The sequence below is a fragment of the Brooklawnia sp. genome (genome assembly GCF_049651565.1).
Classification (GTDB): Bacteria; Actinomycetota; Actinomycetes; order Propionibacteriales; family Propionibacteriaceae; genus Brooklawnia.
In genome coordinates this window covers 1-13,155 of record NZ_JBASCI010000086.1, presented here as the reverse complement: position 1 = coordinate 13,155, position 13,155 = coordinate 1, and the positions used below count along the sequence as shown (strand labels likewise).

At 69.3% G+C, this 13,155-nt stretch carries 16 protein-coding genes, 1 tRNA gene and 1 pseudogene; 11 read left to right on the top strand and 7 right to left on the bottom strand.

Going from position 1 to position 13,155, the window contains the following annotated elements; translation table 11 throughout:
* Positions 1 to 303: pseudogene (locus WBL05_RS04195) on the bottom strand (hypothetical protein); the annotation flags it as partial.
* A 125-nt stretch (positions 304 to 428) separates the two neighbouring features.
* On the opposite strand from WBL05_RS04195, the gene WBL05_RS04190 reads away from it, so the two are divergent.
* Together WBL05_RS04190 and WBL05_RS04185 are read left to right on the top strand one after the other, a co-directional pair.
* Positions 429 to 812: a cold-shock protein gene (locus tag WBL05_RS04190; RefSeq protein WP_424223965.1), complete on the top strand. Its 384-nt coding sequence runs from the start codon at positions 429 to 431 to the stop codon at positions 810 to 812.
* Complete coding sequence (locus tag WBL05_RS04185) at positions 809 to 1,573, top strand: DUF3027 domain-containing protein (protein ID WP_424223964.1); 765 nt, start codon at positions 809 to 811, stop codon at positions 1,571 to 1,573. Before WBL05_RS04190 ends, WBL05_RS04185 begins: the two co-directional genes overlap by 4 nt.
* Positions 1,574 to 1,594: 21 nt before the next feature.
* Here the strand turns inward: WBL05_RS04185 and WBL05_RS04180 are convergent, their stop codons facing one another.
* On the bottom strand, positions 1,595 to 1,903 hold the full coding sequence (locus tag WBL05_RS04180) for a DUF2530 domain-containing protein (RefSeq protein WP_424223962.1): 309 nt from the start codon (positions 1,901 to 1,903) through the stop codon (positions 1,595 to 1,597).
* Between the two features lie 46 nt (positions 1,904 to 1,949).
* Here WBL05_RS04180 and WBL05_RS04175 point away from each other — a divergent pair, with 46 nt between their 5' ends.
* Positions 1,950 to 3,479: an NCS2 family permease gene (locus WBL05_RS04175; RefSeq protein ID WP_424223960.1), complete on the top strand. Its 1,530-nt coding sequence runs from the start codon at positions 1,950 to 1,952 to the stop codon at positions 3,477 to 3,479.
* 17 nt (positions 3,480 to 3,496) lie between these two features.
* On the opposite strand, the gene WBL05_RS04170 is transcribed toward WBL05_RS04175, so the two are convergent.
* The gene (locus WBL05_RS04170; RefSeq protein WP_424223958.1) at positions 3,497 to 4,153 is read right to left on the bottom strand and encodes a hypothetical protein; all 657 of its coding nucleotides are present in this window, start codon (positions 4,151 to 4,153) and stop codon (positions 3,497 to 3,499) included.
* 98 nt (positions 4,154 to 4,251) lie between these two features.
* On the opposite strand from WBL05_RS04170, the gene WBL05_RS04165 reads away from it, so the two are divergent.
* A complete protein-coding gene (locus WBL05_RS04165; RefSeq protein ID WP_424223957.1) occupies positions 4,252 to 5,268 on the top strand; it encodes a hypothetical protein in 1,017 nt (338 codons plus the stop codon).
* On the opposite strand, the gene WBL05_RS04160 is transcribed toward WBL05_RS04165, so the two are convergent.
* The gene (locus WBL05_RS04160; protein ID WP_424223956.1) at positions 5,265 to 5,918 is read right to left on the bottom strand and encodes an acVLRF1 family peptidyl-tRNA hydrolase; all 654 of its coding nucleotides are present in this window, start codon (positions 5,916 to 5,918) and stop codon (positions 5,265 to 5,267) included. The genes WBL05_RS04165 and WBL05_RS04160 overlap by 4 nt on opposite strands.
* Positions 5,919 to 5,976: 58 nt before the next feature.
* Between WBL05_RS04160 and WBL05_RS04155 the strand changes: the two genes are divergently transcribed.
* The 4 genes from WBL05_RS04155 to WBL05_RS04140 all read left to right on the top strand — a co-directional run bounded on the left by WBL05_RS04155 (position 5,977) and on the right by WBL05_RS04140 (position 8,402).
* The gene (locus WBL05_RS04155; protein WP_424223954.1) at positions 5,977 to 6,681 is read left to right on the top strand and encodes a metal-dependent transcriptional regulator; all 705 of its coding nucleotides are present in this window, start codon (positions 5,977 to 5,979) and stop codon (positions 6,679 to 6,681) included.
* Positions 6,682 to 6,903: 222 nt separating this feature from the next.
* A tRNA-Arg gene (locus WBL05_RS04150) sits at positions 6,904 to 6,976 on the top strand.
* 123 nt (positions 6,977 to 7,099) lie between these two features.
* A complete protein-coding gene (locus WBL05_RS04145; protein ID WP_424223952.1) occupies positions 7,100 to 7,720 on the top strand; it encodes an acetate uptake transporter in 621 nt (206 codons plus the stop codon).
* A gap of 307 nt (positions 7,721 to 8,027) precedes the next feature.
* On the top strand, positions 8,028 to 8,402 hold the full coding sequence (locus WBL05_RS04140; protein ID WP_424223951.1) for a hypothetical protein: 375 nt from the start codon (positions 8,028 to 8,030) through the stop codon (positions 8,400 to 8,402).
* 54 nt (positions 8,403 to 8,456) lie between these two features.
* Here the strand turns inward: WBL05_RS04140 and WBL05_RS04135 are convergent, their stop codons facing one another.
* The 3 genes from WBL05_RS04135 to WBL05_RS04125 all read right to left on the bottom strand — a co-directional run bounded on the left by WBL05_RS04135 (position 8,457) and on the right by WBL05_RS04125 (position 10,209).
* Positions 8,457 to 9,080, bottom strand: coding sequence for an SAF domain-containing protein (locus tag WBL05_RS04135; RefSeq protein WP_424223949.1), 624 nt, complete (start codon positions 9,078 to 9,080; stop codon positions 8,457 to 8,459).
* Positions 9,081 to 9,156: 76 nt separating this feature from the next.
* A complete protein-coding gene (locus tag WBL05_RS04130) occupies positions 9,157 to 9,462 on the bottom strand; it encodes an FmdB family zinc ribbon protein (protein WP_424223948.1) in 306 nt (101 codons plus the stop codon).
* A gap of 111 nt (positions 9,463 to 9,573) precedes the next feature.
* On the bottom strand, positions 9,574 to 10,209 hold the full coding sequence (locus tag WBL05_RS04125) for a 5-formyltetrahydrofolate cyclo-ligase (RefSeq protein ID WP_424223946.1): 636 nt from the start codon (positions 10,207 to 10,209) through the stop codon (positions 9,574 to 9,576).
* 18 nt (positions 10,210 to 10,227) lie between these two features.
* Between WBL05_RS04125 and glp the strand changes: the two genes are divergently transcribed.
* The 3 genes from glp to WBL05_RS04110 are packed head-to-tail and all read left to right on the top strand — an operon-like array spanning position 10,228 to position 13,003.
* A complete protein-coding gene (glp, locus tag WBL05_RS04120) occupies positions 10,228 to 11,499 on the top strand; it encodes a gephyrin-like molybdotransferase Glp (protein ID WP_424223944.1) in 1,272 nt (423 codons plus the stop codon).
* Between the two features lies 1 nt (position 11,500).
* Positions 11,501 to 12,184, top strand: a complete 684-nt coding sequence (locus WBL05_RS04115; protein ID WP_424223943.1) for a GNAT family N-acetyltransferase — start codon at positions 11,501 to 11,503, stop codon at positions 12,182 to 12,184.
* Between the two features lie 60 nt (positions 12,185 to 12,244).
* Complete coding sequence (locus WBL05_RS04110; RefSeq protein WP_424223941.1) at positions 12,245 to 13,003, top strand: hypothetical protein; 759 nt, start codon at positions 12,245 to 12,247, stop codon at positions 13,001 to 13,003.
* Positions 13,004 to 13,155 lie beyond the last annotated feature (152 nt).

Sequence of the window (13,155 nt, the reverse complement as noted above, 5' to 3'; positions counted from 1 at the left end):
GGCGCTGAGCGGCAGCGGCTGGCTGGGCTGCCAGTCCGGCTCGACCACCTCGGGGGCCGCGTCCAGCATCGGCTGCCTGGGGTCCCGGGGCTCGGGTGGTGCCGGGGCGATCGACTCAAGTGGGGTGACCGGGTCGCTGGGTGGCGTGTAGTCGTCGGGGGGTGGTGCGGCGTCGATCTCGGGAGGTCCGGCCGGTTCGGCGGCCGCGCCGAGTGGTGGGGCTTTCGGGCTGGCGAATCCGAACGGTTGGCCGGTGGGCGCAGTCGCGATGTCCGCCCGGCTGTTCGGAGCTGCCTGCGTCATGGCCCCCAGTGTATGGGGCCCTGCCGACCCGACGGGTGGGTGTGGTGGGGCGTTGTCCCGCCCGATACGCTGGGAGTGGTGTGGCGGCTTCGGTCAGCGAGCCATCGGACAAGTGAGGTAGTCAGGTGCCAAGTGGCAAGGTGCGGTTCTTCGACGCAGAGAAAGGCTTTGGCTTCATCGCCAAGGACGGCGGTGGCGACGTCTACGTGCGCGCGGACGCCTTGCCCAAGGGAGTGACTGCACTGAAGCCAGGGCAGCGGGTCGAGTTCGGGGTCGTCGAAGGACGCAAGGGTGAGCAGGCGTTGTCGGTGGAACTTGTCGAGCTGCCGCCGTCGTTGGCGAAGGCGGCCCGCAAGAAGCCCGAGCAGCTCGCGGTGATGTTCGAGGACCTGATCAAGCTGCTCGACCAGGTCGGCAACGGCTACCGGCACGGGCGCTACCCCAGCCCCCAGCAATCGACCAAGATCGCGGGCATGCTCCGCGCCGTAGCGGATGAGCTTGAACTATGAGTGACGTGGACCAGATCATCGCCGGCTCGGTGGACCTCGCCCGCGAGGCGGCCGAGGAGACCGCCGGCGACTTCGGCGTCGGGGAGCACCTCGGCGTCCGACTCGAGCAGGGCAGCCGGCAGGCCACCCACTTCTTCGAGTGCCCGCACCCCGGCTACCAGGGCTGGCACTGGGCGGTGACCATGACCCGGGCCTCTCGGGCCCGGTACGCCACCGTCAACGAGGTGGTCCTGCTGCCCAGCGACGGCTCGCTGCTGGCGCCGGCCTGGGTGCCATGGGCCGACCGGCTGGAGGCCGGCGACGTCGCCCCCGGGACGCTGCTGCCCACCCCCGAGAACGACCCGAGACTGGAACCCGGCTACACCGGCGGTGAACTCGCACCGGTCGACGACCCGGTGGAGTGGGCGCAGACCCGCGCGGTGGTGGCCGAGTTGGGACTCGGCCGGGAGCGTGTGCTGTCCCGGTACGGACGCGACCTGGCCGCCGAGCGCTGGCTGGCTTCCGACTCCGGTCCCGACAGCCCGGCTGCCCGGCAGGCACCGGCCCCGTGCATCAGTTGCGGCTACTTCGTCCGGTTGAGCGGTTCACTCGGTCGGCTGTTCGGGGCGTGCGCCAACGAGTACTCCCCTTATGACGGCCGGGTGGTCTCGCTCGACCACGGCTGCGGCGGGCACTCCGACGTGGTGGCCGATGAGCGGGTGGCCCGGCTGCCCGACCCGGTCTTCGACACCGTCCGGATCGATCAATCCCTGTTCGACTGACCGGCAGGCGGACGCGTCGCCTCAGGCGGTCGGCGGGGCGATGCCCTGTTCGGCGTCCCGTGCCCGCTTGTTGCGGCGCCACACGCAGTAGATGATGCCGACCACCCCGATGCCGACCCCGGTGATCGCGGCGTCCAGCCACCACGCTTCGGAAAGCCGCTGCCCGTCGACCAGCAACAGCAGGCTGGCAAGCGCGAACAGTACCGTCCCGATGGTGAAGACGCGCACCCCGTCGTCCTGCACCGGGGGCACCGGCGCCTGCCGCAGCGAACTCGCCTCGATGGCGCGGATAGCAGACTCCGACGCGTCGGCGGGCACCTGATCGCTCATGGAACCCATCGTAGGGGCCCGTCCGCGGTCCCCTACTATGACGCCCATGATCACCAATTCCCCCAAGGGGAGCCGGGCCGTCGCGCCCCAACAGTCGTCCATTGACCGGTGGTTCGAGATCAGCAGGCGCGGCTCGAGTGTGTCGGGTGAGTTGCGCGGGGGACTGGTGACCTTCTTCACCATGGCCTACATCCTCGCGCTGAACCCGCTGATCATCGGTACCGCAGCCGACAAGGACGGCAACCTGATATCAGGGGCGCCCAAGTTCACCGACGCCGCGCAGACCATCGTGGACTCGGCGGCGGTGAGCCAGTCGATCGGCATGGTGGCCGCCGCGACCGCCGTGGTCGCCGGGGTGATGACGATCCTGATGGGCGTCATCGGCCGCTTCCCGATCGGCATCGCCTCGGGTCTCGGCCTGAACGCCATGCTCGCCTACGTGATCGCCCCGATGATGACCTGGCCGCAGGCGATGGGTCTGGTGGTGATCGAGGGCCTGGTCATCACCCTGCTGGTGCTGACCGGCTTCCGGGAGGCCGTCTTCCAAGCCGTGCCGCCGACCCTGCGAGTGGCGATCAGCGTCGGCATCGGCCTGTTCATCACCCTGGTCGGGCTGGCCGACGCCGGCATCATCCGGCCCGGCAGCCCGCTGGTGCAGCTCGGCGTCAACGGATCCCTGATGGGCTGGCCGATCTTCGTCTTCGTGGTGACCTTCCTGCTGCTGGCCTTCCTGCACCTGCGCAGGGTGCGCGGCTCGATGCTGTGGGCCATCATCGGTGGCACGGTCTTCGCCGTGATCCTGGAGGCGGTGGTGAAGATCGGCCCACAGGGCGAGGGCACCGCGACCGGCTGGGCTTTGAACGTGCCCGCCTTACCCGGGCTGGACGCCTTCACCGCGCCTGACCTGTCCCTCCTCGGCCGGATCGACCTGCTGGGCGGCTTCGCCCCCGATGGGACGGCCACGGTGGCCAGCGTACTGACCGCCATGATGCTGGTGTTCAGCCTGCTGCTGGCGGACTTCTTCGACACCATGGGCACCGTGGTGGCGATCGGTGCGGAGGGCAACCTGCTGGACAGGCGCGGTGAGCCGCCGCACCTGCGGGAGATCCTGCTGGTCGACTCGCTGGCGGCGATGGCCGGCGGCCTCGGCTCGACCTCCAGCAACACCAGCTACATCGAATCGACCGCAGGCGTCGCCGAGGGTGCCCGCACCGGCTTGGCCTCGGTGGTCACCGGCGCGGCCTTCCTGGTCGCGCTGTTCGCCACCCCGGTGGTGAACATGGTGCCGTCCGAGGCGGTCGCCCCGGTGCTGCTGCTGGTCGGCATGCTGATGATGATGCAGATCGTGCACATCGACTGGCAGGACTTCGAGATCGCCCTGCCGGCCTTCCTGACCATCGTCTTCATGCCGTTCGCCTACTCGATCACCACCGGTATCGGCGCGGGCTTCATCATGTACGTGGCGATGAAGGTCTTCGCCGGCAAGGCCAACCGGGTGCACCCGCTGATGTGGGTCGTCTCGGCGCTGTTCGTGGTCTACTTCACCACCGGGCTGATCAGCCAACTGATCGGCTGAGCCGAATCACGGCGCGGTCAGGGCATCCAGACCGCCACCAGATCGGGGACGGGCCGTCCAGCCTCGGCGGCCCGCTCCGACCACCCGGCGAACTGGTTGCAGAACTCCAGCACCGCCCCCACGATCGGCAGCGACTCCCGGGACAGGTCGGAGACCACCGTGCTCAGACCCTGCCGGGTGGCCTCGACGTGCCGGTTCTTGGCGTAGCCGAACCGCTGGTGCGGCAGGTTGAGCAGCGGCAGCTGCGGATTGTCCTGGAGCAACCGCTCCAGCCCGAGGCGGGCCGACAGACCCGCCCGGGCCAGGTCGAACTCGACATCCTCCATCAGCTGGGGATCGATGTCGAGGTCGACCCGTCCCCAGCTCATCTCGTCCAGCCAGGCCAGCGCGATCTGCCAGGCGTAGCCCAGCCGCTCGGGTGGCAGCGTGCGGCCGGCCAGCAGCGCCTCTCCATCTGCCGGGGTGGGACGCGCGGGTGCCTCCGGCCGGTCGATGGGGCGCTTCAGCAGCGGACCCAGGCGTCCCAACACGGTGCCCCGCTGGCGGTGCTCGTCGGCGGGGGCGGGGAAGTGCCGGGCGGTGATGTCGCGCAGCTGTCCCGCCAGGTCGGGGTCGGCGCTGAACATGTCGCGCAGCTCGGTGACCCCGATCGCAAACAGCGACAACCGTCCCATGGGTTGAGAGTAGACGACGCACTGCCCGCCCGGTGGGTTGCAGCGCAGCGCCGACGGCCTGCTGGCTAGACTGCCCTCGAAACCGCAAAGGAGGAGCGATGGCGACAGCTCGACAGCTCCTGGTCAGCGCAGTGGCCGCCATCACGTTCCTCGGCCTGGCAAGTCCGGCCGTCGCTGCCCCGGGTGATGTCATCACGGTGACCGACGGTGAGTTGACCGATTCCGGTGGGCTGGCCGCCGACCCCGACACCGGTGTCTACTGGGTGGCCGGCCCCGGCGGGACTGATGTCGCCAGGGTGTCGGCGATCAATCCCGACGGTAGCTGGGCCGGTGAGGTCTTCTTCGACGCGCCGGTCGGCAACTTCGAGTCGCTGGCCTACTTCGAGGGGCAGCTGTATGTTGGCGACATCGGCGACCCCAACCGCAACCGCGAGTGGATCACGGTGTACCGGCTGGACTACCTCGAGTACGGCGCCTCGGTGCCCTACTCGGAGTGGACGCTGTACTACCCCGACGGCCCGCACGACGCGTCCACGTTGATGATCTCCCCGCGCGGCAACATCTGGATCGTCACCAAGGACGACCCGGGCGGCTTCTACTATGCCACCGCCCCTGAGGAGTCGGGCGAGTTCGAGCTGATCCGCGAGGCGGAGGCGCCGTCCTGGGTGACTGACGGCACGTTCATCAACCCGAGCACCGCGGCGCTCCGCACCTACACCAGCCTGCTCAGCGTCGACATGCTGCTCTACTCGCCGACTGCCCAGGAGGCCACTCCGGAGCAGGGGCAGGGCGAGTCGGTCAGCCTGACCCTGAGCGGGGAAGGGCTGCTGCTGGGTTCAAGGACCGACCCCGAACTGATCGAGGTGGCGTTCCCGACCTCGTGGCAGGAACTTGACCCCGCGCCCTCGGCGCCGCCCGGACAGACCGCCGAACCGACCCCCAGCGAGACCGCCGACCCCGGCTCTGATGGCGCCATGGGAACCTCGCCGTCGTTCGGGGGTACGGTCGTAGCGCTGGGAATCGCCGGTCTGATCTCGCTGGGGGCCGCCATGCTGGTCTACTGGCGCAGCCGCCCCTGGCGACGCCCGACCAGATCCCGCCGCGCGGCCGGCTAACCGGTTACCGCTTCGGCATTCAGTTCGATGGGGATCGCCCGGGCGGCGGCCACGGCATCGGTCAGGACGGCGAGCCGGGCGTCTGGGACCGGCAGCACCGGGTGTCGTTGCGGCAACCGGGCCAACGCCTCGAGTCGGCGGTCGGCCAGCACCTCGGCCAGCCCCTGACGGTCGCCACCGGTGACCAGTGCCGACAGCGTGGGTAGCTGCGGCACGATCACCTCGAAGGCGTCGTCGGCGGCCTGCTGGTAAGCGGTGCGGGCCTGGTTCTGGCGACGCCTGGCGTAGCGCTGCTGCGACCAGCCGCCGGCCTTGGTGCGGCCCTGCACGTAGTGCCGGGAGACCCGGTGGGCCACCAGCTCGCCGCCGTCGGCGACACCCACGGCGTCCGCACCCCTTCGCACGAGCAGCAGGCCGACCGTCCGAGGACGCGTCAGGTGCGCGACAACCTCCGGGATGGTGACCGGTCCGCTGGGCAGCGGCTGCCAACGATTGACCAGCCGGGCCTGCGCGCCGTCCTCGGCATGCAGCAGCACGGCGTCCGGTTCACACTCGATGCTGACCGTGCCGTGGCGGTTGGAGAAGCGTTCCACCCAGCCGGCCAGCCGGTCCGGCGGGACGCTTGCCGTGCGGGCCACTTCGAAGCTCATCGGTGACATCGTAGGCGGTTGGCCGGTCCGTTAGGCTTCCGGTGACTGGAGGGTCCTGATGAGCGAGTTGATCGACACCACCGAGATGTACCTGCGCACCATCCTCGAACTGCACGAGGAGGGTATTGAACCGTTGCGCGCGCGGATCGTCGAGCGGCTGCACCAGTCGGGGCCGACGGTTTCGCAGACGGTCGCCAGGCTCGAGCGGGACGGTCTGCTGACCGTGCAGGGCAACCGGCGGATCGAGTTGAGCGAAAGCGGCTGGGAACGCGCGCGCAGGGTGATGCGCAAGCACCGGCTGGCCGAGCGAATGCTGTCCGACATCATCGGGATCAGCTGGACGGTCGTGCATGACGAGGCCTGCAAGCTGGAGCACGTCATCGGGGACGTGCTGGAGGAGCGGCTGACCGAGATCCTGAATGACCCGGAGGAGTCGCCCTATGGCTGCCCGATTCCGGATGGCAGTGGCGAGTTGAGGCCCGAGATCTTCCGCGAAGGCCTGGTGTCGCTGGCCGGGGTGGCGGACATCGATCCGCGGTCGTTCCGGCTGGTCCGGTTGAGCGAGTTCGTCCAGGCCGATCCGTTGGCGCTCAGCGGCCTGGACGCCATCGGGCTGCGGCCGGGGGTCACGATCGAGGCGCAGTACGTCGGGGAGGCCGTTGAGGTGTGCGGGCCGGAGGGCCGGGTGCGCATCGAGCCGAGCATCGCGGCCGGCCTGTGGGTGGTCGACGACCTGGCTGAGGACGCGAAGACCGGCGCCTGACAACGGGTAATGGCCCGTCGCGGGAGTTGATGGGCAAGAAGAAAGCGGCTGCCGCATGAAGGGCCGAAGCCGTCTACCCACCCCCAGGAGACTGATCGTCGCGCAGCAACCGCTTTCGTGAACCCAGAATATACGATCCAGCCATGAATGCAAGTGCCATCTGAGAAAACCCTCACTTGGACGCGATGGAGCCGAGAGTCTACGCTTGGCAGGGTTGTCAAAGGCCCCATAGCTCAGGGGATAGAGCAGAGGTTTCCTAAACCTTGTGTCGCAGGTTCGATTCCTGCTGGGGCCGCGCTTCCGGTTCAGGGTTCCCCACGATGCGCGGGGCTTGGCGCGCGGCATGCAGCAGCCGTCCCCTATGCTGTGGACGATTCAAGTACTGCGCCCGCTGGCGCGAACGAAAGGCGACCCACCCATGTCCAATGAGCCGTCTGGTCCGCAGCCGCGCACGCTCGACATCGCAGATCCCGGCCCACTCGGGCTGGCCTGCTTCGCACTGACCACCTTTGTGCTGTCGGTCTTCAACGCCGGCCTGCTGGATGCCCAGGCACAACCGGTGGTGCTCGGCCTGGCACTGTTCTACGGCGGCCTGGCGCAGGTCATCGCCGGGGTCCTGGAGTTCCTCAAGAAGAACCTGTTCGGGGCGACCGCGTTCACTTCCTACGGTGCCTTCTGGATGGCGTACTGGTACCTGAGCTCTCATCCCGAGGCCTTCGTCCAGGGCATTGATCCGGCGCTGCGGGCGCAAGGCGTTGGCGTCTTCCTGCTGGGCTGGACGATTTTCACTGCCTACATGCTGATCGCGGTGACGAAGGTCAACGGTGGGCTGACGTTCACCTTCTCGGTCCTGCTCGGCGCCTTCGCATGCCTGACACTTGGCGACTTCACCGGCGTCGTGCTGCTGACCCGGCTGGGCGGCTACTTCGGTCTGGCTGCGGCACTTGGCGCTTGGTACTGCTCGTTCGCCGGAGTGGTGAACTTCACCCACGGCAGGACGGTGCTGTCGGTCTTCCCGCGCCAGGCGCGGGCGGCTTGACCATAGCTTCAACCGCGGGTTCTTCGATCTCCGGCGACCAAGAACCCGGTCGTTGGCACGCGGGGTGCGCATGCGTTCCCGCGGGAACCTCCTTCGGGATCGCTGTGGTCGGAGCAGCCTACGCTTACCCCGTACAACCCGACTGGCACCCCTCCAGCATCGGGAAACCACCAGGAACGAGACCCAGTGCGGATCACGCCATGACGATCATCCCGAACCGGTGCGAGCGGCCAGTTGAGCAGCCCCAAGCGCGGGGTCGGCCAGCCCAACCGGTCGGCCGTGCGGGCGTAACGCGGGGCGATGCGCAATGACGCCAGCGGACGCCGCAGACTTGCTGGCGAACCTGGTCGGCCGGGCGCTGACCGGAGAGGCCCTCCAGTTGCCGGAGGCCAGTACCGCTCAGGCGCTGGCCAGGAGTCTGGAGGATTCTGGTTGGGACGCGGCCCGGCTGATGGAGTTGCGTCAGGCCCGACACGCGGCAGCGGAGCCGTGGCCGTTCGTCCTCACCGCGGCCGACCGCGGACCTGTCGGGCCCGCCCAATTGCACGCCGCGGTCTCGGCCGTACTTGCGGAGCTGGGCATCTCGCCACGATCCCGGGTGCGTGACCGGGACGCGCCGCTCAGTGCGCGGGATCAGGCCCTGCTGGCGGAGCGGCCGCCCCATCACGGCAGCGTCGGTTAGCCCGGCTCAGGCCCTGGAACAGATCGCGTCGGGCCTGTGAGCGGCCCCTTGCCCCTAGCCAAGGACGATCGCCATCCGCATCTGGGTGGACGCCGCAGCCAGCGTCGCCGCGGTCTGCGCGTCGGCGGCCACCACCACCAACGCACCGGAGTCGCCGCCACCCAGACCGCCGCTGTCAGCCGCAGCCGGCAGGGCGGCCACCCGCACACCAGCGGCCAGGTCGACTGCCCCGCCATCCACGGTCGCGCCGACGACGCTGATGCGGTCACCCACCTGGAGCAGGGCGGCGGTGGTTGCGTCCGGCACCCGGAAGGGGACCAGGCGTTCGTCCTGGCCGGCGACGTCCTCGCGCCCGGACAGCGTGCTGGCCGTGGTCACCACGCTGCCGGTGGTCAACGCCGCCGTCAGCGTGCGCCCGACAACCTGGGCCGGATCGGCCAGCGCTCCTTCGGGTACCAGGTCAACGGGCATGTCGACCAGTCGCAGGTCGTCCGCGGCGACGAGGCTGCCGGACGACAGTGTTCGAGCAGCAACCAGGGCGGAGGCGGTTTCTGGTTGGGGTGGGGCAAGGGCCGACAGTGCGGCAAACAGGCAGACCACGGCGGCCACCGCGCCGAACGCGCGGCGGTGCCAACGGATGGTTCTGCTCAGGCGGGTGAGCAGTTCGGCAGGATTCACGCACTGATGGTTGTCGGTTTGCTGCCGCGGCGTTCAGTTATCCACAGCGGACGCAGGTCACGGCGCGCTCGGCGGATCAGGCGGCCGCGGCGTCCTTGCTCTTGGCGCCGGCGGGCTGGTCGCCGGACTTCTCGGCGGGGGCGGCCTTGCTGTCACCCGACGAGGCGGCGGGGCTGCTGGTGGCGGGTTTGCTGGCCGAGCTCGACTTGCGCGAGTCGGTGGCGTAGAAGCCGGAGCCCTTGAACACGATGCCCACCGGGGCGAAGACCTTCCGCAGCGAACCGCCACAGTCTGGGCAGTCGGTCAGCGGGTCGTCGGTGAACTTCTGGAAGGCCTCCAACTCGTTGGTGCAGGCCTGGCAGCGGTACTGATACGTGGGCATCGCTCTGCTTCCTTCAAACTTCGCGGCGCCCGAGGCTGGCACTCGGGGCTCTCGACTGCCAAGCATAACGCCTTTGGTGCGGCAGGTCATTCCTCCGGGCACCTGTTGCCATCACTCGATGGGCGGCTGCGGCGGCAAGGTGGTCCGGATCGTCCGGCTGGGGGTCACCAGCCAGTCCACGGGCTCGTCGTGGGGCAGCTGCGGATGGTTGCGCACCTCATCGTCGTTGAGCAGCACGACCACCGGCACCTCCGGTCGGCGGTACGGCAGGGCGCGGTCGAACCAGCCGCCGCCGGTGCCGATCCGGCTGCCGTCCTCGCCGGCACTGAGCGCCGATGCGATGACCAGGTCGGCCCTGGCGAGCGCCTCGGCGCCGATCCCCGGTCCGGTCGGCTCCGGAATGCCGAACGGGCCTTCAGCAAGGTCTTTCGGCCCGGTGAACCAGGCCCAGTCGGGGGTCAGCCGGGGCGTACCGTCGTCCGCGCCGCTGACCTTGGGAACCAGCACGCGGCGACGCTTCACCAGCCGGGTGACCAGGCTGAGGGTGCCCGGTTCGGCCTCCCGGGACAGGTAGCAGGCCACCACCCGGCCCTCCGGAACCAGGTCGTTCACCAGCTCGACAACCCGGGCGTCGCGGGCCTCGTCGTCCGCCCGCCGCTGGGCCTCGTCGCGGGCCAGGCGCGTCCGGTTGATCTCGGCCCGGATCTCGTAGCGCGCTGCTGGGTCTGCTGGGTCATGTCGGGCCATGCCCCTATGGTAGGAGCCATGCGCTTGTTCACTCGCCGCGCTCCAGCTCCCGAATCGGTCGAAGAACCGCCGCAGGTCGTGGAGCCGGAACTCACCCTCCCTGACCCGCCGCCCGTAGATGATCGCGGCCGCCGCACCGTCGCAGCGCAGCGCGAATACCTGTTGTCCCTTGTGGAACCGCTGCCTGCGTTCGGCATGTACCTGCTGGACGCGTGGGGGACCGCTGTCTGCGAAGACATCGTCGCCGACACCCACGCGCCCGCCGAAGACCTGGTGGCCGTCAACGGCTTCGCCGTCCGCGCCCAGGACCTGACCGGCCTGGAGGCGGACGCCACCGCAACGCTGCGGCTGCGCGACGACTACAAGGTCTCCAAGGTCGGTTCCGCGGTTCGGGTGCGCGCCGGCCAGTTGCTGCCCGAGGGCGCCGACGCGGTCATCCCGGCTGATCAGGCCCGCCTCGACGGCAACGTGCTCACGGTGCACGGCCGGGTCAGCCGCGGCAGCCACGTGCGCTGGATCGGCTCCGACGTCCGCATCGGGGTGCCGATCATGCGGTCCGGTGAACGCCTGGATGCCCGGCGCAGCGCCATGCTGGCGATGGCCGGCATCGACCGGGTGCTCGCCCGGCCGCGTCCCCGCGTGGTGGTGCTGAGCGTCGCCGACCAGGCATCCGACCCCTCCGACGTCGAGTCACACCTGATCGCTGCCGCCGCCCGGGCGGACGGCGCGCAGGTCTGGCGGGTGGGGCTGCCAGTGTCGTCCGACCGCGAACTGCGCGACGCGATCAGCGACCAGTTGATCCGGGCCGACATCGTGGTGGTGTCCGGCACGCTCGCCCCCGACGGCCAACTGGTCCGGGTGGTGCGACAGCTCGGGGACATCGACCTGACCGACATCGCGTTGGAGCCGAGTGGGGGTGTCGGGTTCTCGCTGGTCGGTGAGGACCAGGTACCGATGGTGATGCTCCCGGACGATCCGGTCGAGGCGTACGTCGGTTACCAGTTCTTCATCCGGCCGCTGGTCCGCCGGCTGGCCGGCGCGCCGGTGGTGAACAGCGAGCAGGTCAATTGCCTGGCCGGCGCCGACCTGCCCGGCGGCCTCGACGTGGTGCAGGTACGGTTCGGCACCATCCGTGAACAGCAGGGCGAACGAGTGGTCGTCCCGCTGGGCAACCCCAGCCATCCCAGGCTCGCTGACCTGGTCGGCGCTGACGCGATGATCGTGCTGGACGAGGAGTCCGCGTCGGTTCAGCTGGGCGATCGGGTGGGCTGCTGGCTGCTGGACGACTGAGATGTCCGGCGCGGCCGGGGGATTGCGGCTGCCGGAGGGCGTGGTGTTCCCGGCGCAGCACGGTTGGCCGGTCACCTTGCGCTATCAGGCGGTGGTCCTGCGTCCGATCAACCGCCGCGAGGAGGCGGCGTGGGAGGCACTGCGGGCAGCCAACTACCAGTGGACGCACGAGTGGGACGCCACGATGCCGCCGGAGGCGACCAGCCGGGCACTGGCATTCCCCGGCTGGCTGCGTTGGACCGAGAAGCAGGCCAAGCTGAACAAGGTGCTGCCGTTCGGCCTGGCCCATGACCCGTACTGGCCGAAAGTCACCCGGCTGGCCGAGCAGAGCAGGCTGATCGGGCAGGTCTCGGTGTCGAACATCTCCGAGGGCTCGGCGAGGTCGGCGTCGGTGGGTTACTGGATCGACCAACGGTATGCCGGACGCGGTATCGTGCCCACCGCCGTCGCGCTGGCCTGCGATTACTGCTGGCAGGTGATGAAGCTGCACCGCATCGAGATCTGCATCCGGCCCGAGAACGAACGCAGCCTGCGGGTGGTGCAGAAGCTCGGGTTCCGGGAGGAAGGGATGCGGCCGCGCTATCTGCACATCAACGGCGACTGGCGCGACCACCGGGTCTTCGCGCTGAACGCCGAAGAAGTGCCGGAAGGGCTGCTGTGCCGCTACCTGGCCGGTCGGTCCTGACGGCGCGCCGACCCGGCGCGCCTGGCACCGTGTTGATCAATCGGCCCGTAGGTTTGACGCGTGCTGGCTGGGGTGATTTTCGGAATTATCGCGATCGCGTGGATCGCCTATTTGGTGCCCTATTTCCTGGCCCGCAGGGCGCAGGATTCGACCATCGACGACGCAGTCATCGACCAGTTCGCCGAATCGATGCACCTGGTTCGGCGCAGCGGCGAATCCACTCCGGGGTTCCTTGTTGATTCCGGCGCGGAGGTTTCGACACCGCACACCCGCCGTGCCGCCCGGTACAACCTGCGGCGGGCATCCCGAATCGCGTTGCGGCGACGCCGCCGGGGCCTGCTGGTGAACCTGCTGTTGGTCGCGGTGGGGGTGGCAGTGCCGTTCTTCCTGCCGATCTCGCACTGGTGGACGGCGGCGCCGGTTGGGCTGCTGGTCGGCTGGCTGGTGTTGAGCCGGGTCAGCGTCCACACCGTGAACCGGATGCTGGCCGCGGACCGGGCGCAGGCGACCTTCGGCGACGAAGAGCCCACGATCGTCATCGCCGAGGCCATCGACGAGGACACGGTGAGCGTGGTGCCCGAGACCGAGCGCTCGGTGGAGATCGCCGGACCGGCCCACGGCAGCCTGGGGTCGCTGTGGGACCCGATCCCGGTCACGCCGACCACCTACGTGTCACGGCCGCTGCTGCCCCGCTCGGTGCGCACCATCGACCTGTCGGCGCCGGTTTCGTCCAGCGAGCTGCGACTCCCGGTCACCGCCGAGCGTCCGGTCGAGCAGGCCACCAGGGACGCCGAACTGCCGCCTGCGGTAGGTGCGTGACCGGGTGTTGCTGCCGGGGAACTGATTCATGTTGCCTCATGTCAAGATGCCCGCTTGGGTGGGGTCGTTGCCTCGTGGTTGGGTGCCCGCTTGGGTGTGCGGGGCATCTTGGTTTTGTTGAGGTAGACGTGGTTTCGTTTGGCTCGGGTTTG